This is a genomic window from Aporhodopirellula sallentina SM41, assembly GCF_000346505.1.
In the GTDB taxonomy this organism is placed as follows: Bacteria; Planctomycetota; Planctomycetia; order Pirellulales; family Pirellulaceae; genus Rhodopirellula; species Rhodopirellula sallentina.
Window position 1 is genome coordinate 13113 of the sequence record NZ_ANOH01000462.1, and the last position, 21762, is coordinate 34874.

Consider the following 21762-nt stretch of genomic DNA (forward strand, 5'->3'; position numbering starts at 1 on the left):
AGACTCACGCTCATCGCCTACACAAGGAATGCTCTTTGTCCGAATCCACACCATCACCTGCTGATACGCAGCCTCCGCAAGACGATGCGGATCGTCATCAGGTTGTGCGTTCGTTGTTCAATCAGGCCGTCGCCCTCGAGGATACCGAGCGACGTTGGTTCCTTCATGCGCTCGAGGACCGTGATCTCGCCGCCGATGTCGAACGGTTGTTGGAATCCTCGGCCTGTTGCGGAACGTTTCGCGACAAGAATTCATCCTGCGACGGCAGCTAAAGCGTTCTCGAAAATGACGTAACCGATGTCGCCAGACTTCGTTGGGCTGAATGCTAGCGAATTCCGCTACAGGCATCGAACACGTCAAATTTTAAACTGCTCCCGGAGCATTCACGGTTCGTTATCTTTGCCGAGTGATGCTACTGATCCTCGTCGAGGATTCTCGATAGCGATTCGGCGATGCGATCGTTTTGCAGATGCGGATCATTCGTTGCGGTACCGTACTCTCGGAGCGATTTGGCGAGTCGTTTCGAAACCTTGTGTGTATCCGGTCGTCCGTAGAGGTTTTGCAATTCGTCGGGATCCCGTTGAGCGTCGAACAGCCAAGGAACATCGTTCACCGAAAGCACGAGTTTGTATCTGCGGTCAACGGCGGCGACCCATCGAGCTGACTTGCCACCGATGCGGAGGAAGGTAACCGGTTCGTCGGAATCAGACTCGTTGATCGTTGACACGTCGGCCAATTCATTTGAAAGGTTTCGGCCGTGATCTTCCAGATTGGCAGGACGATTGAGTAGTCCCATGATGGTCGGTGTCATGTCGACCGTTCCGATCGGACGCGTGTAGTACTGGCCGGCTTGGATGCGTTCGGGAAAACGCAGGATCATCGGAATGCGAGCGGAGCCTTCGTACGGGTTGCCTTTGTTTTGTCGGTCGTGTTCGTAACAAAGGTCGCCGTGATCGCTGGTCATGATGATCAACGTGTTGTCGAATTGGTTGGCTTCTTTTAGACGTTCTACCAACCGCCCGATGTTGTCATCGATGCATTTGACCATGCCGTAGTAGATCGACATGTCGGCGCCACGGAACGCGGCGTGATTCTTTTCTGCCACCCATTTCGGTTTCGGTTGGCCAGTTTGATACGTGCGAGGTGGCGCGAAAGGCAGGTCGTCAAACATGTGATCGTAAGGCGACCGTACCGCGTTGGGACCATGTGGATCAGGATAGCTGACAACGGTGAAGAACGGTTGGGTCGCGGACTCGTCCGTGATGTATTCGATCGCACGGTCGGTCAGCCAATCGGTTGCAAATGACTCTTCGTCGGCCTCGCGTGCTCCTGCCCGGGCGTTTCCATTCTTGCGTGTGGCAACCGAGGGGATACCGTCTTCGATCGCGAACTTTTTCCAGTGTCCTCGGTTGAACATGAATTTCTTAAACTGAAAACCTCCGTCGACTTTCGGTGACCATTCTGGTTTCCCGGTTCCGCCCAGGTGCCATTTGCCGATGTACGCGGTGCGGTAGCCGACGTCATTCAAACGATCCGCCAACGTCGGAACTGAGCGGTCCAGGACGGCGTCGTTCTCCGGCACACCCGTGGCATGTGGATAGCGACCGGTAAAAAGCGCCGCGCGACACGGGGAACAAACCGGCGAGGTGGCATAGGCTCTCGTGCACAACACACCGTCTTTCGCTAACGCATCTAAATGCGGCGTCGGCACGACAGCGCCGATTCCCCACATGTTGGATTGTTCTCGTGACATCGTCTCGCGATAGCACCCCAACGTGCGGAAGTTATGTTCGTCGGTAATGATCAGCAACACATTCGGTTGCTGGTCGTTCGCCGAGGACTTGGTTGCGAACAGAAAAGGACTCCATAGAGCGAGGAGTCCCGCAACGAGCAGTTGAGATCGCATTTCGATTCTTTCGAGTTGGGTGGGGAGGTACGCAAACGCGTACAGCCACCTAGTTCACGGTGGGGATCGGTGTTCATGGTGGGGATTGGCAAGAACGCCGGCACTATTCTAACACCGAATGTTTGCTCTGGTGCGCGTCGGGTTCAGTCTCCAGCCATCACAACGATGCGGTGCTGTTGATGACTGGGGAGAAGAGATTCGTTTGGCGGACAACCCTCCCCTTACGTCTGCAGGCGATCGGCAAGTCTCGCACACAGCCCGTGATGAGTATCCCTTTGAGAATGCGTCAGAAACTGCGTGAGTGGATCCAATATCGCTAGGCTCATTCCAGCACAACCGAATCATGAAATCCCAACGATGAAAGATCAAAACGAACCAAATCGAGTTGAAGAGCTGTTGGTACTGGCGCGTTGATCGCACGGTAGCGACAAGGCCGACCGGAAAGTCCTGTGTTTTTCTCGAATGACATGACGGCAAAGGACTTTTCGATTTTTTGGGGATTCTTTGTCCCCGGATGTGGATACCGCGACAGTTAAAGGTGTCGGATTGCCGTAGGTTCACTTGCGGGTTTTCCGAGTGGGGGACAAGGTCCATCTAGCGTTGGAAATATTGGTGCGTGAGAACTCACGGATGCTAACCGTCTGCAATACGCAGTCTGGTGTGAGTACTCATGCACCGCGGCGTGAACGTGCATGTGAGACGCGGCGATAAGCCGGGCCGCAACACTCATCCAAACGCATGTCACTTTCGAGTGAGGATGCCGACCATCGTTCGCTCGTTTTATGCAGCTACTTGGCAGTAGCTTTTTCTCGCTCTCTATCGTTTCTCGACGCACTTTTTCCTCTGAGATTTACATATGATCAAAAGCACTCCGTGGGTGATACTGTTCCTATTGGCCAGTGTTCCGGTGCGTACTACAGGGGCGCAAGAACGCCGAGCAACGCCACACTACGGCAGCAGTCGGGGAGGGGTTTTGCGAGACGCCGCACTTCCCGACCTCGACGCTCATTTGGCGAACGGTGAGCCGATCAAATTGCGTGAGCTTTGCAAAGGCAAATACACCGTGTTGGCGGCTGGTTGCCTGACCTGCCCACAATTCCATCGCGGTTATCCGGAGATTGAGGCTGCGAGCCAAGACTACTCTCCGCGGGGCGTGCAGTTTTTTTACTTCTACAAGTCGTTGAGGCATCCTGAACTCAACGGTTATGTCGAGGCCCAGAATACGTCGGAGCGATTGTTGCAACTCGCCGAGGCACGCAAAATGTTAGGGACGCAGGTACCTTGGATCGCCGATACGATCGATAACTCGATTCGAGACGGTCTGAATTCGGCGAACAATTCGATGTTCTTAATCTCACCAGAAGGACAAATTGTTTTCGCCTCCGAGCATCTCGACGGTCCCAGTCTTCGTCAAGCGTTAACCAAACACATCGGTGAAGTCAGTCGCCCGACGCAGGCCGCGGACATGAATCTGCCACACATTGCCCGAGCGAAACAGCCGGCGAACGTTGACTCGGACATTCTCGTGTCGAGGCCCGAGGGGTTGGTGATCCTCGCTACCACGCCGAAGAGTCCCTCGGAAACGTACTACGTGAAAATGCGAGCCGAGGCCGACGCGGATCTGTTAAAGACGGGTAGCGGACGTCTCTTTCTCGGGTTCTATCCTGATCCGATCCACGGCGTGCACTGGAACAATTTGACGGAGCCAATGAAGTATTCTCTGACGATGCCTGCGGGCGTGCAGGCAACTCCGGCCGAAGCGAGTGCTCGGCCAGGTCCTGGAGATTCAGACACGCACCCACGTCAGTTTTGGGTTGATATCAAATCCGATTCACCTGGTGCGTCGTTCGAACTCGCGATGCACTATTTCGGATGCACTGATACGATGTGCGAGTCCCTCACGCAGGAGTACACGGTTCATCTCAAGCCGGCAAATATGGGATCGAGCACGTTCGGTTTCAACCGTGGCCCGGGTGGTTCGGGACGCGGCCAAGGCGGTCAACGGGCACAGGGCGGTCAACGGGCACAGGGGAGTCAACGTGGCCAGCGCGGCCAGGCGTCTCGTCGAGGTCAAGGTTCGAGGCAACGACAAGGCAATCAGCAAGGGGTGGAGCGTGGCCGGTCCGATGGTGGAGATCGTGGAGTGAATTGAGTGCGAGGTTACGATCCCGTCTCCTGCTCTCTTTTTTGTCCACGCTCACAGGATGAAACGCCAATGAACGCGATTTTCCCCTTCACGGTTGCGCTCCTGGTGGCATCGTCAGTTCATGTACCGAGGCTTGCGATCTCGCGATAGAGGTCGCAGCCTGTTCTCGCTGAGTTTCCGGCGTCGTAGTAAACCTTCAGGGCGGGGATCCGACGCTGTCGAGAATATGCCGAAGCTCTTCTTCGTTGAGAAGGCTCGCGAAGGCGAGCGTCATGCCGTTTTCTTTCGCAAAAGGGGGGCACGCGTTTTCGTTTCGTGATCGTTTGCTCGGTCAGCGCGGGATGGACGTTGATGTCACCTCGATGGAAGAACGGGATCTTATTGAGCGGTCCGATTCCTGCCGATGAGATCGCGACGCAGATCAGTGTCGCGGAAACGGAAACGGAAACGGCCCGCCATGAGTGTTCATGGCGGGCCGGGAGGCGTTCAGTTATTCGCTGCGTTCGCTCGATGAGTCGAACGCAATACGGGGCGAGGAAGTCAATCTCGCCGTCATGCTGTTTTGCTTACGCGAGGATGTCGGTCGCGACGTTTCCGTGGACGTCGGTCAGGCGGAAGTCTCGTCCGGCGTAGCGGTAGGTCAACTGCTCGTGGTCGAGACCGAGCAGGTGCAGGATCGTCGCGTGCCAGTCGTGAATGTGGCACTTGTTCTCGACCGCTTCGTAGCCGTGCTCGTCGGTCGCTCCGTAGCTGAATCCACCTTTGACGCCACCGCCGGCCATCCAAGTCGTGTAGCCCTTGTTGTTGTGGTTGCGGCCGTCACCGCCTTGAGCGGCGGGAGTGCGACCGAATTCGCCGCCCCAAATCACGAGCGTGTCTTTGAGCATGTCACGTTGTTTGAGATCTTGTAGTAGACCTGCGATCGGTTGGTCGCAGGCTTCCGCACGGGCCTTGTGATCGACCGACAGATTCACGTGCTGGTCCCAGTTCCCGTGCGTGACTTCGACAAACCGCACGCCGGCTTCGACGAACCGCCGAGCGAGCAAACACTGCTTGCCAAAGCTCTCCGTCGTGCTGTTTTCGATTCCGTACAGATCGAGCGTCGCTTGAGTTTCCTCGGACGTGTCCATGAGCGCCGGCATGGCATCTTGCATCCGGAAGGCGAGTTCGTAGGACTCGATCATTCCTTCAATTCCGGGCTGGTATCTTTCCCGTTTGAGCTTTTCTTCGTTGAGGCTTTGGATGAAATCGAGTTGTTTGCGTTGTTGTTTTTCCGAGAGGTTCGGGTTTCGAATGTCGGGAACGCTTTCGCCGCTGTTGCCGCGTCCGAATCGTGACGATCGGCCGACCTTCGATCCGCTGTAGATCGCCGGCAAAAAAGAACTGCCATAATTTCGCGAGCTTCCCGAGGGCGGGTTCAGCGAAACGAATCCCGGCAGGCTTTCGTTTTCGGTCCCGAGACCATAGAGCGACCACGCTCCGAGCGACGGGCGAATGAACTGAGCCGTTCCGGTATGCATCTGTGTCATCGCACCGGGATGGACCGGTTGGTCGCACTGCATCGACCGAATCAGAGTCATGTCGTCGGCATGTTTGGCGACGTTGGGGAAAATGTCCGAGATCCACAGTCCGCTCTCGCCGCGTTGGCGGAATTCCCATGGGGATTTCAAAAGCGACCCGCCGTACTTGCCGGCTTTGCCGTGATCTTTCGCGAGTTGCGGTTTGTAATCGAACGTGTCGACATGCGAAGGACCACCGGCCATGCACAGGAAGATGACCCGTTTGGCTCTGGCCGGGAAATGAGGTGCTTTCGGGGCGAGCGGGTTCGTCGATGCGGCTTCGGCGGCGGCCCGTTCGTTGCACATGCCCGCGAACGCGAGGTAACCGAACCCGGCGGACATGCTTTGTAGGAGATGTCGTCGTGAGAACATGGCGTTTTCCCTTTAATCGAGATATCGGAATTCGGCGGAGGCGAACAAGCTTTGGCACAGTGCGTTGATGGTGTCTTCGCCACGAGAGCGGTATGACGTGGTCGGGGCGAACTCTCGGATGAACGCGGCGGCGGCTGATCGCTCGGACGACGTCGGTGGTCGTCCGAAGGCGAGAAGGAACGCGTACTGCAGTTGATCGTTGGGTGTCTTGCGTTCGCGAATGACTCGATCGGCAAACGCTTCGCTTTGTTGAATCACAAAACGATTGTTCATCATGTAGAGGGCTTGGTTGGCCGTGTTGGACGTTTCACGCGTCCCGATGATGGTGCTCGAATCGGCGAAGTCAAACACGGAAAGGCATCTCGGTTCTTCGTCACGGACGATCGTGAGGTAGACGCTGCGGCACTTGGCGTCTTCTTGATCGAGTTGTCCGGTAACCTTTCGCAAGATATCTTCGCTCATCGAGTTGCGTCGCCCACGTTGCATTCCGCGTCGCATGGTGCCTCGTGATCGGGTTGCCTCTTGGATTGCCTGACGGGCTTTTTCTCTTGGATTGCCGAGGACCCCACCGGTCACGCGTGTGAATCCCGCCTTCGCGACTTCGGAACCACGAGGCCGTTCAAAGTCGATCTCACCACTGATGCTGAGCATCGCGTCGCGGATCGCTTCAGCATCGAGCCGGCGAGGATTGGCTCGCCACAACAGCGCGTTGTCCGGGTCCGCTTCATGAGAAGAACGATCGTAGGCCGTTCCCATTCGGTAGACACGCGACGTCGCGATAGTGCGTACCATCGTTTTGATCGACCAATCCGATTCGACGAACTGCACGGCGAGATGATCGAGCAATTCCGGATGGCTCGGTGGTTGACCGGTGATGCCAAAGTCGTCGGCGGAACTGACGATGCCGCGACCGATGAGGTTTTGCCAAATTCGGTTCACCATCACGCGTGCGGTTAGTGTGTTGTCATCGCTGCCGATCCAACGAGCGAGTTCGAGGCGGCCGCTCTCGTCACGCTCGATCTCTGGTTGAACGCTGCACAGTACCTGCGGGAAACCGCGAGCAACGTCCTGTGCCGGTTGGTCAATTTCGCCACGCACGAGCAGACGCGCGTCGGACGGTTTCTTGCGTTCCTGCACGCCCATGCAATAGCTGCGTGGGTTGCCGTTTTTGTCAACGACTGCCAGTTTTGCCGACAAGGCTGACATCTCATTAAGGAGTCGCAACCGGGTACGCTGAGCGGTTGCCGCGTTGTCGTTCGGGCCGACCGCACCACGACGTACCGTGAGAAGTTCTCGTTGCTTCTCTTGCATTTGGTCACGAAGGTCTTGCAGTTCCTCCGCGGTGTACCGTTTGTCGTAGGGATTCGGATCCGAAACCGGCAACACCATCAGGCTGCTCGATTGACGCGTCTGCGCGTTGGTGATCGTGCCGTACTCGGATGGCGGGTTTCCGAAGTAAGTCGTCATGTTCGAAAAGATCCCGACCAGCGCGTAGTAGTCGGTTTGAGGAATCGCGTCGAATTTGTGGTCGTGGCAGCGGGCACACGCGACCGACGCACCGAGGAAAACCCGAGTCGTCGCATCGATCTGTTCGTCGACGAGGTCAGCGGCAAATTGAACCCGGTTTTGTTCGTTGAGGTTCTTCGGTCCGATCGCCAGGAACGTGGTCGCGACAAGATTCTCGGCCCATTCCTCGTCCGTTTTTGCTGGCATCAAATCGCCGGCAATCTGTTGTTGGACGAACTGATCGAACGGTTTGTCCGCGTTCATCGAATCGATCACGAAGTCGCGGTATCGCCACGCATGCGGGTACGTCTGGTTGACCTCGCGACCGGTCGATTCGGCGTAACGCACCACGTCGAGCCAATGCCGCCCCCAGCGTTCGCCGAACTGATCCATTTCCAATAGGCGGTCAACGACATAGGCGACTGCCGCATCGGGATCAGATTTCCATCGTTCGGCAAAATGCTCGATTTGGTCAGGCGTCGGTGGCAAACCCACGAGGTCAAAACACAGGCGACGCAGCACTTTGTACGACTCCGCGTCTTCGGTCGGCGAAAGGCCTTCTTCTTCGAGTTTGGCGAGCACAAACCGATCGACATCGGACCGTGGCCACGCCGTGTTCTTCACCGATGGGGCCGAGTGTTTGATCGGAGGTTGATAGGCCCAAAAGTTTGCTTTCGCCTGATCAATGTCCTCTTCGCTGATCGATGAGCGGACCTCGACGGTTTCGTTCACTCGCGGATCGGGGGCACCCATTTCGATCCACTCGCGGAAATCATCGATCACGTCCTGTGGCAATTTCCGTTTGGGCGGCATCACGAAGTCTTCGTGGATGATCGCGTTGTAGAGAAGGCTCTCTTCGAGATCACCGGGGACAACCGCAGGCCCGCTGCCGCCGCCGATGTGTGTCAGTTCGCGCGAGTCCAGACGCAAGCCGCCTCGAACGTTCCCTGACTCATTAGAGTGACACCCATAACATTCTCGGATTAGAACGGGCCGGATTTTGGTTTCGAAAAACTTTACCTGTTCGGGAGTGATCTCCTCACCACGGATCGGACTCATCAGACCGATCGTCAACAGAAGCATTGTCGAAATGGTTATTCGATAATTCATCGATCGTTTCACTAGAGAAGAAGAGTGATGGAGGTTTCCAAACGGGATTGCCATGGGCGCTGCGTGCACGAGAAACACTGCAGCGATGCCCGATGGCGCTTTCGAGGCGATAGCACTGACGATAGAGCCAACAAGACGCTATCAATTGGCTGCGTCTCTGTGTTCCGCGGTGTTTGTTCCGCAGCCTCAGATCCGCGGTGTCTGATCCGCGTTGCACCGTATCCGCAGTGCACCGTATCCGCAGTGCACCGACATGCGGCGAGTTCGCGTCAACCGATTCGCGGCCGTACTATTCCGCTGCGGGGCGTTTCGGTACGTCACCGCCGGGCGTGGCGTCTTCGTTGCCAGAGTTGCGACGTTTTTTCTGCATCATCTCGCGATTGCGTGCCCCTCTTTGTTCACCGTCGCGGGCCATTGCGTCGCGGCCCCCTTCACGTCCCATCGCTCGGCCGCCGCGTCTCGCTCCTTGTCCTTCCATACCTTGTTCTCCTCCTCGGCCGCCGCGTCGTTCCCGCATCATCGTCAGCAACGCGGTCAGTTCGGTCGAATCGAGTTTCTCGTCACCGTCTTTGTCAAATTGCTCAATCAATCGTCCGACCATCTCCGCGGGATCACGGTCGCCCATGCCGCCCCGTTGGCGACGTTGTTCGCCTCCTCTTGCTTGGCCGTTTCCTCGCTCGCGATCACCGCCGGGGCGATTTGGCGGCTGGGCCTGGGATTGGCAGGCGAACAAAACGGCGAACAGAAAAGCAGCAATACCGGCGGGGATTTTCATCGTTGGCTCCAGTGGCGGTGGATAAGAAGTGATGCACTTCGGTGAAACTCCGTTCTACAGAACAGGTTCCGCGACACTGTGTCGTTTTGCTCAATTCGCAGCCCATCACAAACAAATTTCTGTCGGAACCGAGATCTCAATCGAAAATTTGTGCGCCGCCATTGATGCGAACGCACGGGAGATGACTTCCGTTGGTCGTTTGCTTCGCCGATGTTTTCGGTTTCGTGTGCTGCTCAGCCAACGTGTGCCCCCTTTTGCATTGGAGGTCGTGCCGTTTTTAAGTGCTGTGCCAGTAACGCGTTGTGAACCCCGCCCGCGCGGGACGTCGATTTTATTACTGACGTTCTTCGAGGCGTCCTTGGCCCAGGACCTGAACCGTAGTGGACGAGGCGACGAGTCCTTCCCCACGCAAGGGACTCGTCGCCTCGTCCACTACCAAATGCTGCTTTTAATCAAACGGCACCCCCAGTGGCAGGGGGCGGGAAGCGAGCCTTCAGTGAGCTTTCCCGGGGGAGGGCAAACCGCGCCGCTTCCCATGCTCGGCCTCTCCCTCGCGTACGCCTGAACGGCGACGCTCGACCTCCCCCCAAAACTTCGTTTCGGGAGAGGTTCTCAAATGCTGAAACCCGCTAAAACGCGACCTCGAAAAACTGCACGACCTCATTGGGGGTGGGGGGCATTGGGATTGGATTGGGGACGCCTCCACCGGGCCGATCTCGAACGAGTCGATCTCGGATTGGTTAAACTTGACGGAGGAATGCTCGTTTTGAGCGGGCATGCAACCGAGTTTGTTGGCCGCCTTTATCTATTTTGAAATGAGAAACGCATGAATATCACCCTGATGCGAACGATCGTTGTGACAGTTGGCCTGTGCGTCGGGAGCGTTGCGGTCGATGCCGCGGACTGGATGAGTTGGCGTGGGCCTCGCGATCACGGCAGCCAGTCGTCGGGGACATTTCCGGATGAGCTAAACGAGGAGTCGATCGTGTGGCGAGCTCCTCTGCCGGGGAAAGGTTGTTCGACGCCGATCCTTGTTGACGGAAACCTCTATCTCACCGCACCCGAAAATGGAAAGGATGCGGTGATGTCGTTGGACGCATCCGGCCAGCGTCGGTGGCTGACCGCATTCGATACCGAGGTCTCCGGCAAACATCGAAACGGTTCGGGATGCAACGCTTCGCCGGTCAGCGACGCAAACGCGATCTACGTTTATTTCAAGAGCGGAACGTTTGCCGCTCTCGAACTCGACGGTACCAAACGTTGGGCGACGAATCTTGTTGAACGTTTTGGAAAGGATGAGCGGTTTTGGGACCACGGTACTTCGCCAGTGTTGACGAAAGACTACGTCGTCATGGCACGCATGCACGCCGGTGAATCATGGTTGGCCGCGTTCGATAAGGTCAGTGGTGATTTGGTGTGGAAGGTTCCTCGGAACTATGACGTGCCTAAAGAAAGCGACCAATGTTACACCACGCCTTTGGTGATTGAGTACGAACAGCGTGAGTCGGTATTGGTTTGGGGGGCGGAGCATCTGACGATTCACGATGCCGCCACGGGCGAAGAACGTTGGTCGTGTGGGGGCTTCAATCCGGATGCGAATGCGCTTTGGCCGGCCATCGCTACCCCGGTGATCGTGGATGACATGGCGGTGGTTTGCTTTGGCCGGAACGACCGTGGGACCCCGCAACTCCATGGCGTGCGTCTGAACGGAAACGGCGACGTTACCGACACGAACCACGTTTGGTTTCGTGATGACGTCAGCGCGTTCGTCCCCACACCGGCGGTTGCGAAGGGACTCGTTTATATCGTCCGTGACAAAGGCGAGGTGGACTGCATCGATCCCGCGACCGGCGAAACCGTTTGGTCGGATCGATTGCCCAAGAACCGTTCCGCCTACTACGCGTCGCCGCTAATTGCCAGCGGAAGACTCTACGCGATCCGAGAGGACGGTGCGATGTACGTCGTTGATGTGAATAATTCCAAGTTCGAGTTGTTGTCGGAATACGAATTCGATCAACCGATTATCGGCTCGCCCATTCCCGGCAAAGATTGCCTGTATATCCGCGGGCAGGATCACCTATTCTGTCTTGCGACGGATCGCCAGTAGTGAAGAGCCTTTTCGGGCTGTTGATTTATTCGTTTAACGGGCAGCCAAAGGCGACCTGCTTGCCACTGCCACGTCGCCTGCGGCTACCGGTTAAACGAAAACAGGTTGACTCTTGGTTAAATCGACAAACCGTTTTGGACGCGTCTCGTCTAACGAGCGGGGTTTCGAGAGCGTTTTGAAGAACGATGCGGCCGATGTCGCCAGACGTCGGTGCCTGAACTCTGGCGAATCAGCTATGGGGAGCGGACTCGGCAGATTTCAAAACGCTCTAACAGTCAGCGTAGCGTTCGATGATGTCGTTGAGGAACTGCTGTTGGTCGCGGGCCCAATGTTCGTCGGAGAAAATCTCGACCTCGTTCCAGCCATCGAACCCGGCGGACTCAACCATTCGGCGGATTCCTCGGATGTCAATGCAGCCGTCGCCCATCAAGCCACGGTCATTCAGAAAATCACGCGTTGGAACACGCCAATCACAGATGTGAAACGCAAAGAGCGTGTTCTGCGTCCCGGCGAGTCGGATCTCGCTTTCGAGTTCAGGGTCCCACCACGTGTGGTAAACATCGACGGCGATTCCGAGCATACGGTCGTTGATCGATTCGCAAATTTCGCGAGCGTCCCACATTCGATTCACGCAACTCTTGTCGGCCGCGTACATCGGGTGCAGGGGTTCGATCGCGAGGCGAACGTTGTGTGAATTCGCATCCGTAATCAACGCTTCAATCCCGTCGCGAACCCATCCACGCTGGCGGTCGAGCGGTTCACCTGGGGTCGCCCCGACGACGAGGACCAACATCTCGGCGGAGATCTCTGCGGCGGTTTCGATCAGTCGACGGTTATGGTCGATCCGTCGTTCGCGTTCTTCGTCAGAGCGATCGCAGAAGAAACCACCCCGCACGAGTGCGGGAACCTGGAGCCCGGCGTTCTGCAGCGTGCTGCGGACGTCCGCGTTCGTCATGCCCTCGATCGCCTCCACCCAAACGCTCATCCCGGACACGCCTGAGGCAGCGTACCGGTCGGCCGCTTCCGCCAAACCCCATGGCTTGGTTGTGATCGTGTGCACGGCGAGGCGGTCGCGTGCCGGTGACTCCATCGCATCGCTCTGCATCGGGTTATGCCTTTTCGTAGGTGTTTTTAAGGGACACCCATGCTTTCTGGTCTACTGATTGCACACCTGCTTCGGCGAGCTGCACGCCCGCTGCCGCTGACACGAGCGACCATGGGAAGTCGCCGTCATCGGCACAGTGGCGAATGAACAGCTCCCACTGGATTTTGAAGGCGTTGTCGTATTCGGTGTTGTTCGGGATCTGTTGCCAGTTGTCGTAGAAGTTGATCGGCTGCGGTACGTCCGGATTCCAAGTTGGTTTCGGGGTGGACGCTTCATTTTGGATCCAACATTCACGCAGTCCCGCGACTGCCGATCCCTTTGTGCCGTCGACCTGAATCGTCAACAAGTCGTCTCGCCGCACGCGAGTTGTCCAGGAACTGTTGAATTGACACGTGACTCCATTCTCGAGCACAAAGATCGCGTACGCCGCATCATCCGCGGTGCATGGAAACGGACGGCCGGTTTCATCAATTCGTTCGGGGATATCGGTCAACGCGTGTGCCAAAACGCGATCCACGGGGCCAAACAAATCTTTGATTAGGTATTCCCAGTGGCAGAACATGTCGATCATCATCCCGCCGCCGTCTTCGCTGCGGTAGTTCCACGAGGGACGCTGTGCCGGTTGATCGGCAGTGTGCCCGGTGAACACCCAGTAACCGAACTCGGCACGGACGCTCAGTAAATCACCGAAGAAGCCTTGGTCGCGAAGCATTCGTAACTTGCGAATTCCGGGCAGCCATAGTTTGTCTTGCACGGCCCCGTTTTTGACTTCGGTTTGGGCCGCGATATCGGCGAGTTCACGAGCGGCGTCGAGTTCCGTGGCGATTGGTTTTTCGCAGTAGACCGCCTTGCCACGATGCATCGCTTTCTTCAGGACTTCCGGACGCAGTTGGGTGCTCGCGGCGTCGAAGAAGATGTCCACGTTGTCATCCGAGAGCACCGATTCCAGGTCGGTCGTCCACTCGATGTGGCGCCCGATTTTTTCCTGAGCGACGTTCTCGGCGAGGTGCCGCAACTTGTCTTCGTTGCGTCCCACCAGAATCGGTTCGATCGGCTGGACGTCGCCGTTTGATAACGTCACTCCGCCTTGCCGCATAATCGCCAAGATCGAACGGATGAAGTGTTGGTTGGTTCCCATGCGCCCGGTGACACCGTGCATGGCGATCTTCATGGGTTCACGATTCATGATTCGAGCCTTTCGAGAATTTCGGTAAGGATGGCAACGTCGGAATCGGGCCGCGTGGGGCTGCCCGGGAAGGTAAGCGATTCTTGGATCCAACCGCGGGCTTTGAGGAACTGCGCCGCGTTGTGTTTGTACGCCGGGACCGGCGATCGGAAGGTGAGGAATCCGAGGTACTGCAGCAAATCATTGAGTTGGTAAAAGCCGGGATCGCCGCTTTCCCACATCGCGTCGCGTTTCGCGAATTCATTGGGAGCGAACGTGCTCAGTCCCAACAGGTAATCGCTGCCGTACATGACCATGTCGATCGCCAAATCATTTCCGGTCAACACCATGAACTCCGGTCGGACCCGATCGCGAATCGCAAGGCGTTGCCATTCTTGTTGTCGGTCGAGAGAGGAGTGTTTGGCGCCAAGGCATTCCGGGATTTGGATCATCTTCTCGTAGAGGTCCAGGTCATAGATTGCACCAAAAGGGGCAAACATCTTTCCCAGTTCGAATGCGTAGAACCCGCCGGAATGTGAGCCGATCTGTGAGTAGGATTCCAGCACGTCGTCGGCCGACTGCTGCGTTAACCCGTAGCTTTGAAAGATCACCGGTTTGCCACCGTGATCCAGGATCTCATCCATGCGGCTTTGGTAGGCGTCCCTGTTGTAGGAGTCGCCAGGTTGGTCGTCGACAAAAGCACCCGCGATAAACGGACGCCCGGCGGTGACCTTCTGCGTTTGCGCTAAGACGGCGAGACGCAGTTCGTCATCGATTAAATTGCCGTAGCCGGTGTCCATGTTAACGGCGGGCACCAGGCCGGCGTCGGACGTCCGGGCGACATGATCGCGGAATCCGGGCCAGTCGACTTCGGTCGTGGAGAGCATGGGAAGCAGGATCGCCGACATGCCGGTGATCTTGCGTTGATGTCGGATAGGGGGAATGTTGTTCTTCATGTCGCCAAGGATACGCAGTACCCGTTTGCGAGGCTTGGCGATTTGAGCGTGAGTCATTGGCGTTTTGGGCAAGAGAGATCACAATGGGTGGAGGACGCATCCGCCTTCCCCGTTGCCGTGTAGATGGAAACCTCGATGCCGCGTACATCATCGACTCGCCAAAACGACGAAACCCGTTCGTCCCCCGTTCCGCCGAACATGCGGGGAAACGGGTTGTGGGTGTTCGAAAGTCGGCACGATGATTCGTTCGCGATGTCTGTCACCCGTCATCCGTTTTTGAAACTGTTGTGGATCCGCGAGGGCCATGCCGAGATTAAATTCGGGACGCGTTCGCAGAGTTGCGAAATGGGCGATCTCGTCATGGTCGCGCCTCAAATGAAACACCGCATCGTTGATTCACCCGATGCTCCGGTTTCGCTCTGTGGGTTGGGCGTCAATGAAAAACAACTGCGATGCGTGTCGCCAGTCATGCCACTGTTTCGTAGTGGCGTTTACTCAGGGGCCCGAATGGGAACGCTGCGAATCGAACAGCAGTTTCGAAGGTTGCTGTATCTGGTGGACCAGCATGACGCTGCGAGTGAGTTGTCGTCGGTCGGGATCGCGATGGAACTGCTTGCCGAACTCGCGATGAAGTTGACTCCACCTGAAGACACCGCTGGCCGAGCTTTGACGTCGAAAAGGCAGACGCAGAATTTGGCGAACGGTCCGCTGGCGGATGAAGAGTTACCCGACCCGATGTTGGAGGCGTACATCGAATGGCTGAACCGCAATTTCTATGAGTCGCTATCACTCGATGACGGGGCGAAAGCGTCGGGCATGTCGCGACGGACGTTTACCTCGCGGTTCAAGTCGCGGACCGGAATGACATGGCTCGAGTACGTCAATTCGCTCCGGATCCAGCGAGCCGAAGAGTTGCTGCGTGAACCCGATCGGAAGGTGACGTCGATCGCGTTCCAATGTGGGTTTGATGACTTGTCGACTTTCTATCGAGCGTTCAAACGAATCACGGGCCGGACACCGGGGGCATAGAGAAACGCGGGCATAGAAAAGCGGGGGCATAGGAAAGCGGGGGCACTGAGAAGAACGCAGCTGGCCGAGGACGACTTACTGAGAACCGTGTACTGGAGGCCGTCGGTCGAGGGCACCCTATCAACGAACAAACCGCCCGGTCTCCTTAGGAAACCGAGCGGTTTGCGTCATGTCGTTGCGCTGAAGACGGCTTCGTTCGTCTTAGCGTGCGACTTCGATCATGTCAGCTTCTGCCGAGAGGGTCTCGGTGGAGTGGTTGCTCAGTGAGATCCATCCGTCTGCTTCAGGTTTCGCTTCACGGATCGCGTCGAAGACGGCGACCGAAACGTCGGGATAGCGAGCGGCGAAAGCAGCAGCTTCCTCTTCGAACGCTTCGTCCTTCATTTCAACCTTGGCAGGCACTTTGGCTTCGGCACAGCATGGTTCCATGGTCATTTCGCATGGGTAGCCGACCGAGTCGCAGCAGCCGCTGTCGCAGCAACCGCTATCGCATCCGTTTCCGCAGCAGCCGCGGAGCTTGCTGCAGCAATCAGGGCAACAGTGAATTGCGGTCCAGTCATAGACGCATTCGGTCTTTTTGCACGTGATTGTGCCAAGCTTCTTAACGCATCGGACTTTGCCGCACTTCTTCAGCGGGCCACATTCCCACGGGAAACGCAGTGGTGGGATGCAGATTGCTTCTGCCTCGCAGACCCACTTTTTAGTATCAACTTCTTCTTTCTCGACTGTTACTTGGCAACGACCTTCTTGGCAGAAGCAGCAGCACGGGCCGAAGGCGCTGGCACTGCTCGCCAGCGACATCACGGCGGCAGCAGCCAACAACCCTAAGGGGATGATTCGGTTCATCGGAAAATCCTTTTTTGATGTTTTTGTTCGGGTGTCTGCCACGCCCGAATTGGGCGTGGCATTTCAGTCTCTCAATGATCAGGTGGTTCGCCTGATCGCAGTATTTCCTTGTCGAGACTGAGGCTCGACTTTCACGACGTTCGACTTAGAAGTCGACCATGAAGCGAGCACCGTAGATGTCGTAGTCGCCTTGTCCGACCAAGTCGGTGCGATTTTCGATGTTGCCGGTGATGTAGTTGAACTGCATGCGAGCGTTGGTGTTCCAGTGCCAGTTCAGGCCGAGCGTCAACGATTCGGCTTCACCACCGGTCACGTCTTCGTCGCTGAAGTCAGCATAGGAAAGTCGGGCTGCGATTTGCCATGCACCCCAGCCTGCCGAACGTCCACCGCCAGCGGTGTCAACCAACCAGAAGTTCTCGAATGGTTTGACACGTCCCAACGTGCCGCTTTCGCGATCCCATGGAATGTGCTCACCGGTAAGGAAGTAGCTAACGTACCCATACGCACCGTGCAGGTGAACATCTTCGAAGCCGTTACGTTCGCCCCAGTTGCTTTGGTATTCGCCTACGAACTGAAGGGCACCAAGGTTAACGACCGTTTCCAATCCGAGAATGTTGTAGTAGTCTAGCCCATCGATTCGACCAGTGTCCAACCAACGCGTGCCCGCGGTACGTCCTTCCGGACGTGTGCGGAAACGGCTCTCGGCAAGTGCGCCATCGTCTTCGTTGCCGTCAGCGTCTCGAGATTGGTTGGTGCTGACGTCCGAGTGTGTTCCCGAGATCGCCCAGTGAGCGTAGCCGCGTCCACCGCTCGTTTGGTCGTACCAAATCGTATTGGCCAAACGACCCGCGAATTCGAGTTGCAGGTGGTCGCCGACGTAGTTGCCTTCGTCTTGGACGTTACGTCCGTTGAAGACACCGTAACGCCAGTTCCACGCTTGGTTGTCTGATACACCGTACGACTGCAAACCGAGACGACGCGCGTCTTCGTTGAACGCTTCGATCACGAACGGACGTTCGATGAAGACGTTGTAACGCGAACTGTTGAGGTGATCCAAACCGTACGGACGTTTTTGGTTACCGAGCAACACTTCCCCGAGATAGGGAAGGTCAGTCCAACCGAGAAACGCGTCACGGAACTCCGAATCGTTTCCGCCCGCGAGCTCCATTTCGATCTTATAGATCATGTTGTCTTTGATCTTGCCCTTGACGCCGAAACGCAGGCGGCGAAAACCAAGCCGGTTGCTTTCGTCGTTATCATTGGCGGCGATCTCATTAATGTTTTCATCGTGGTCGAAACCCCAGGCATCGACGTGAACACGACCGCTGACCTTCATCGTCGACTTGCTGGTTCCGCTGACGACGATGCTCTTGTTGCCTGCCAACTCTTCGACTTTTTCGAGGGATTCCTCGAACGCGTCCATGTCTTCGCCAAATGCGGCGATTTCTTCGGACAGCTTTTCAATATCGCTGTCTCCTTCTTCCTCTGCCTCTTCTCCGCCTGGTGCGTCAAAGTCGAGCGGCTCGGCGACTGATTCGCCGACAGGTTCTTCAACGGCGTAGGAGTAAGTCGAATCGAGGAAGTTACCGAACTGGTCCGCGTACGCATTTTGCCCCACGAGCGCAATCGCCGAGGAGCAAAGGAGTCTAAAAAGAGTCCGCTTGCGGACTGTTAAAAAAACGGAGTCCATGTGGTGACGCCTTTTTTTGAATTTGAATGAACTGATGAGACTCATCAGTGGGCCGAACATATCCCGTTGACGTTTTCGGTTTGAAACCGAAAACTCTTGGTGCTGGGTGTTCTCGGAAGCATTTGCAGACGCAAGTGCCCGGAAGAATCCATCCTTCCCCCGTAGTCACATTTCGGGATGCGAGGCCGGAAAGGCACTGATCAAGATGAGCCGTTTCGGGGTTCTTCATAAACCGGCATGGACGATTCAGCACAATCGAAACAACCGGACTCGCACGAAATCACAAATCGTTTGAATTATTAATTTCTCGCGCACTTTTTCACAAAGTGTGCTACGGCGAGTCACGAAGTGTGCTACGGCGACGGGGGCCAGCCCTTCAGAGGTGGTTGCGGTTCAGGATTGATCGAAAAGAGTCGCTAGTTTTTCGTTGAATTGACCGCGGGTCAAAACGTTTGGGATTCCTTGTTGTCTGGCATCACGCAGGCGTTCCACTTGGACGTGAGGTGCGTAGGCAACAACCTGCGAATTTGGGAACCGTTCTTCAACGGATTGCATGAGACCAGAGACAACCTTCGACCGAGTCGAGAGATCCACCAAGATGAAACGTACCTGACCCGATGGATGTTCAGGCAGGTTCCCCGCCAACTGAAATTCCAGACCGGCTGCCAGTGCTGCGGCCCGCACTCGTGAAGCGAAAATCAAATCTCCCGATAGAAACACAACCACGCCTGCCTGCGAGCCCGCACCATCGTCGGTTGTCGACGAAGAGCCTGCGGGATTATCGTTTGCTGCTGGATCGGAGTGAGAGGTCATGTTGGGATGACTGTACGGATGAGAGCGGTTACAGAAACATGTTCGGTGGGATCGGAAAGCGAGTTCCGCAGAATCATGCCGCCGCCCTCGGTAGTCAGCCCGTTTGGCAATCGACTACGGTCAACAAAGTGCCTTTAATCGGTTGCTTCTTTGGGCTGATTGCCAATGTCGCCTGCGACAAACCGCCTAATATACTCATTGCGTAGCGAAACCGTTAGGATACGGCGGTTCGGTTGCTCTGCCGGCCAGAACACTCGTTAGTTTTTCACCACGTTTGACGCACGGTTGTTTGCTGATGTCTCCTGACTTCGATCACATGCCTGATATGCCTAGTGCACCGAACAATCGGAGCGGTGCTGATTCTGAGCCCTCCCCGAATCCCGGAGGTGGGATCAAATCGACTCACGGCGGTTTGGTGACGGAGAAGTTTTTACCTGAAGACAAAGCGTCGCAACTCGTGACCGACGCGGTCGTGGCCGCCGCTCATCCGGGGACGGTGGAAGACCTCGAAGTCAAAGACGCGCACGTAATTTTCAATACGGTGTGGAATGACCTCGAGGAAGAGATCGGGCACGAAAATCTACGCTTCGCCAAAGAGCTGATCTTGCTCGGCGGGGCGCCCGGCAGTGGTAAGGGGACCAACAGCGAATTTATCTCCAAGGTGCGCGGTCTGACCTGCCCACCGATCATCGTCAGCGATTTGCTCAACACCCCGGAAGCGAGACGCATCAAGGAAGCCGGCGGAATGGTCGGCGATACCGAGGTGGTCGGAATCCTGTTCCGCAAACTGCTCGAGGAAGACTACCGAGACGGTTGTATCCTGGACGGGTTTCCGCGAACACGTGTGCAGGTGGAGTGTTTGCACCTGTTGATTCAAAAGATGAATCAGCTCTACCGGGAATACCACACCACGCCGTTGGCGATCAACTTTCGCAAGCCGACCGTACACGCGGTGGTGCTGTTCATTGATGAAAAAACCAGCATCGAGCGTCAGCTTCTGCGTGGCCGCAAAATTGCCGAACACAATGAACGCGTCGCGCTCGAAGGTGATGGCGAAATCATCGAGTTGCGACCGACCGACTTGGACCCGATCGCGGCGAAGCGACGCTACCGTGTCTTCAAAGAAAAGACCTGGGATGCGTTGCAATCGCTCAAACAAATCTATCACTATCACTTCATTGACGCCGACGGTGCGATCGCCGACGTCGAACGAAAAATTCGCAGCGAACTCGACTATCAGTCATCGCTCGAACTCGACCCGGAAACCTATGATGCCGTTCGCGGATTGCCGTTGGCAACAGAAATTGGTGTGCATGCACGCCAAGAATTGGTCCGTCGTCTCGACAGTTATGAACTCGAACACCGCGAATTGTTCCACAAGGTGATCTCCGTCATCGAGCACCGGTTCGTGCCGATCATTCAACGCCACGCGATCGCAGGGTTGGCGATCATCAACAGCGAAGATCACCTGTTCGATGACCCCTTGGCACTCGCGATGGTGATCGACATCTTCGCCGAACGCGGGTTTCGCGCGGTCGCCAACATTAACCTCGACGAAACGCCAGATCATTTCGATTTGGAAACCGGCAAGATCACATGCAAGACTAAGAAGATCTTCCGATTCCAAGTCCGTTTCGAAGGCAGCGAGATTCGTCGCGGCGGTCGATAACGAAGATGGAAACTCTGTTGCTCGTTCCGACCGCGATGGAGCGAGACCGTGTGAAGTCCGGACTGAAGGCTCGCGGTGCGTGGCGGGAAGGATCCGGACAGACAAAGATGGAGTTGTGTGGATTCGGCATCGCTGCGGCAGCGGCGGTTTCGTCGCAGTTGATCGCAACGCATCGTCCTTCACGTGTGGTTCTCGCGGGCATTGCGGGCGCGTTCGAACCCAGCGCCGTGGAAGCCAGCGCCGTGGAAGCCAGCGCCGTGGAAGCCAGCGCCGTGGAACTCGGTGCGGTCGAACCCAGCGCACTCGGTGAACTTGGAACCGATGACGCCACCGATGGATTGTCCTGTTGCGTCGGCGGTGCCTATTGGTTCGGCGATGTCTTGTGCGATGGCATTGGTGTCGGCGAAGGTTCCGATCACGTTTCCGCAGGCGAACTCGGGTGGCTGCATCTTGTACCCGAGAACGGCGGATCGGTAATTGGCGATCGAATCAAACTCGAACTGCCGACCGGCGTCGACGGGCGTCACGGTAGGCGATGTCTCGTCACCGGCTGCGCCGCCTCGGCTGATCAAAAAATGGCGAGTGTTCGCGTCCAACGTGCCCAGCGAATTTTGCGACACAGCAAACCGAGCCAAAATTCAGTAGCGGTCGCCGAGGACATGGAGGGGTTCGGTGTCGCGCTCGCGTGTTCGATCGCAACGGTTCCGCTTTCAATTGTCCGCGGAATTTCCAACATTGCCGGCGATCGGAACCACGCGTCCTGGCGGATTGACGAGGCGATCGATTCGGTCGTGACGGAACTCGCCGTACTGCTGGAAACTGTCTAAAAAAGTTCGAATTGACCCGCCGGAGGGCTGGATCTTGAACGCGGCGGGTTTTGCCCCATGAAACGGTGGCGGTCTGGCCCCGTGAAACTGGATTGATGTGGCTATGCGGTAGTGGAATTGTGTATGCATGGACCGGCACTCCATCTGCCGGAATGCCCTTTTCCTCTTTGCGTACGTTCTC

Annotated in this window: 16 protein-coding genes; 6 read left to right on the forward strand and 10 right to left on the reverse strand. The window is 56.6% G+C overall.

What is annotated here, in order from left to right; translation table 11 throughout:
- Positions 1 to 35 precede the first annotated feature (35 nt).
- Entirely contained in the window at positions 36 to 272 is a 237-nt protein-coding gene (locus tag RSSM_RS30000; RefSeq protein ID WP_008688823.1) for a hypothetical protein, read from the forward strand.
- A 140-nt stretch (positions 273 to 412) separates the two neighbouring features.
- Here the strand turns inward: RSSM_RS30000 and RSSM_RS30005 are convergent, their stop codons facing one another.
- Complete coding sequence (locus RSSM_RS30005) at positions 413 to 1906, reverse strand: sulfatase family protein (RefSeq protein WP_008688825.1); 1494 nt, start codon at positions 1904 to 1906, stop codon at positions 413 to 415.
- Between the two features lie 856 nt (positions 1907 to 2762).
- Here RSSM_RS30005 and RSSM_RS30010 point away from each other — a divergent pair.
- Entirely contained in the window at positions 2763 to 4058 is a 1296-nt protein-coding gene (locus RSSM_RS30010) for a peroxiredoxin family protein (protein WP_008688830.1), read from the forward strand.
- A gap of 560 nt (positions 4059 to 4618) precedes the next feature.
- Here the strand turns inward: RSSM_RS30010 and RSSM_RS30015 are convergent.
- The 3 genes from RSSM_RS30015 to RSSM_RS32045 all read right to left on the reverse strand — a co-directional run bounded on the left by RSSM_RS30015 (position 4619) and on the right by RSSM_RS32045 (position 9374).
- The gene (locus RSSM_RS30015) at positions 4619 to 5983 is read right to left on the reverse strand and encodes a DUF1501 domain-containing protein (protein WP_044304038.1); all 1365 of its coding nucleotides are present in this window, start codon (positions 5981 to 5983) and stop codon (positions 4619 to 4621) included.
- Positions 5984 to 5995: 12 nt separating this feature from the next.
- Positions 5996 to 8599, reverse strand: coding sequence for a PSD1 and planctomycete cytochrome C domain-containing protein (locus RSSM_RS30020; RefSeq protein ID WP_044304046.1), 2604 nt, complete (start codon positions 8597 to 8599; stop codon positions 5996 to 5998).
- Between the two features lie 289 nt (positions 8600 to 8888).
- Positions 8889 to 9374, reverse strand: coding sequence for a hypothetical protein (locus RSSM_RS32045; protein WP_008688837.1), 486 nt, complete (start codon positions 9372 to 9374; stop codon positions 8889 to 8891).
- 826 nt (positions 9375 to 10200) lie between these two features.
- Here RSSM_RS32045 and RSSM_RS30040 point away from each other — a divergent pair.
- The gene (locus RSSM_RS30040; RefSeq protein WP_008688841.1) at positions 10201 to 11481 is read left to right on the forward strand and encodes an outer membrane protein assembly factor BamB family protein; all 1281 of its coding nucleotides are present in this window, start codon (positions 10201 to 10203) and stop codon (positions 11479 to 11481) included.
- A gap of 268 nt (positions 11482 to 11749) precedes the next feature.
- On the opposite strand, the gene RSSM_RS30045 is transcribed toward RSSM_RS30040, so the two are convergent.
- The 3 genes from RSSM_RS30045 to RSSM_RS30055 are packed head-to-tail and all read right to left on the reverse strand — an operon-like array spanning position 11750 to position 14764.
- Positions 11750 to 12586 carry a sugar phosphate isomerase/epimerase family protein gene (locus RSSM_RS30045; protein ID WP_008688844.1) on the reverse strand — a complete coding sequence of 279 codons (837 nt, stop codon included), beginning with the start codon at positions 12584 to 12586 and terminating at the stop codon, positions 11750 to 11752.
- Between the two features lie 4 nt (positions 12587 to 12590).
- A complete protein-coding gene (locus RSSM_RS30050) occupies positions 12591 to 13772 on the reverse strand; it encodes a Gfo/Idh/MocA family protein (protein ID WP_008688845.1) in 1182 nt (393 codons plus the stop codon).
- On the reverse strand, positions 13769 to 14764 hold the full coding sequence (locus RSSM_RS30055; protein ID WP_008688847.1) for a dihydrodipicolinate synthase family protein: 996 nt from the start codon (positions 14762 to 14764) through the stop codon (positions 13769 to 13771). Before RSSM_RS30055 ends, RSSM_RS30050 begins: the two co-directional genes overlap by 4 nt.
- Before the next feature lie 78 nt (positions 14765 to 14842).
- Between RSSM_RS30055 and RSSM_RS30060 the strand changes: the two genes are divergently transcribed.
- A complete protein-coding gene (locus tag RSSM_RS30060; protein ID WP_236621493.1) occupies positions 14843 to 15736 on the forward strand; it encodes an AraC family transcriptional regulator in 894 nt (297 codons plus the stop codon).
- Between the two features lie 201 nt (positions 15737 to 15937).
- Here RSSM_RS30060 and RSSM_RS30065 read toward each other — a convergent pair whose 3' ends face one another.
- The 3 genes from RSSM_RS30065 to RSSM_RS30080 all read right to left on the reverse strand — a co-directional run bounded on the left by RSSM_RS30065 (position 15938) and on the right by RSSM_RS30080 (position 19085).
- A complete protein-coding gene (locus tag RSSM_RS30065; protein ID WP_044304049.1) occupies positions 15938 to 16582 on the reverse strand; it encodes a hypothetical protein in 645 nt (214 codons plus the stop codon).
- 145 nt (positions 16583 to 16727) lie between these two features.
- Positions 16728 to 18200, reverse strand: coding sequence for an OprO/OprP family phosphate-selective porin (locus RSSM_RS30070; protein WP_008688857.1), 1473 nt, complete (start codon positions 18198 to 18200; stop codon positions 16728 to 16730).
- A 465-nt stretch (positions 18201 to 18665) separates the two neighbouring features.
- Positions 18666 to 19085, reverse strand: coding sequence for a hypothetical protein (locus RSSM_RS30080; RefSeq protein ID WP_008688858.1), 420 nt, complete (start codon positions 19083 to 19085; stop codon positions 18666 to 18668).
- 295 nt (positions 19086 to 19380) lie between these two features.
- Here RSSM_RS30080 and RSSM_RS30085 point away from each other — a divergent pair, with 295 nt between their 5' ends.
- On the forward strand, positions 19381 to 20754 hold the full coding sequence (locus RSSM_RS30085; RefSeq protein WP_173403200.1) for a nucleoside monophosphate kinase: 1374 nt from the start codon (positions 19381 to 19383) through the stop codon (positions 20752 to 20754).
- 5 nt (positions 20755 to 20759) lie between these two features.
- Positions 20760 to 21581, forward strand: a complete 822-nt coding sequence (locus tag RSSM_RS32945) for a phosphorylase family protein (protein WP_008688864.1) — start codon at positions 20760 to 20762, stop codon at positions 21579 to 21581.
- Positions 21582 to 21762: the final 181 nt, after the last annotated feature.

What these genes read in the sequence shown, in the direction of transcription:
- RSSM_RS32945 (WP_008688864.1), top strand. Translation starts at nt 20,760, where the DNA reads ATGGAAACTCTGTTGCTCGTTCCGACCGCGATGGAGCGAGACCGTGTG.
- RSSM_RS30040 (WP_008688841.1), top strand. Translation starts at nt 10,201, where the DNA reads ATGAATATCACCCTGATGCGAACGATCGTTGTGACAGTTGGCCTGTGC.
- RSSM_RS30065 (WP_044304049.1), bottom strand. Translation starts at nt 16,582, where the DNA reads ATGAACCGAATCATCCCCTTAGGGTTGTTGGCTGCTGCCGCCGTGATG.
- RSSM_RS30085 (WP_173403200.1), top strand. Translation starts at nt 19,381, where the DNA reads ATGTCTCCTGACTTCGATCACATGCCTGATATGCCTAGTGCACCGAAC.
- RSSM_RS30020 (WP_044304046.1), bottom strand. Translation starts at nt 8,599, where the DNA reads ATGAATTATCGAATAACCATTTCGACAATGCTTCTGTTGACGATCGGT.
- RSSM_RS30060 (WP_236621493.1), top strand. Translation starts at nt 14,843, where the DNA reads ATGCCGCGTACATCATCGACTCGCCAAAACGACGAAACCCGTTCGTCC.
- RSSM_RS30050 (WP_008688845.1), bottom strand. Translation starts at nt 13,772, where the DNA reads ATGAATCGTGAACCCATGAAGATCGCCATGCACGGTGTCACCGGGCGC.
- RSSM_RS30005 (WP_008688825.1), bottom strand. Translation starts at nt 1,906, where the DNA reads ATGCGATCTCAACTGCTCGTTGCGGGACTCCTCGCTCTATGGAGTCCT.
- RSSM_RS32045 (WP_008688837.1), bottom strand. Translation starts at nt 9,374, where the DNA reads ATGAAAATCCCCGCCGGTATTGCTGCTTTTCTGTTCGCCGTTTTGTTC.
- RSSM_RS30055 (WP_008688847.1), bottom strand. Translation starts at nt 14,764, where the DNA reads ATGACTCACGCTCAAATCGCCAAGCCTCGCAAACGGGTACTGCGTATC.
- RSSM_RS30045 (WP_008688844.1), bottom strand. Translation starts at nt 12,586, where the DNA reads ATGCAGAGCGATGCGATGGAGTCACCGGCACGCGACCGCCTCGCCGTG.
- RSSM_RS30010 (WP_008688830.1), top strand. Translation starts at nt 2,763, where the DNA reads ATGATCAAAAGCACTCCGTGGGTGATACTGTTCCTATTGGCCAGTGTT.
- RSSM_RS30080 (WP_008688858.1), bottom strand. Translation starts at nt 19,085, where the DNA reads ATGACCTCTCACTCCGATCCAGCAGCAAACGATAATCCCGCAGGCTCT.
- RSSM_RS30015 (WP_044304038.1), bottom strand. Translation starts at nt 5,983, where the DNA reads ATGTTCTCACGACGACATCTCCTACAAAGCATGTCCGCCGGGTTCGGT.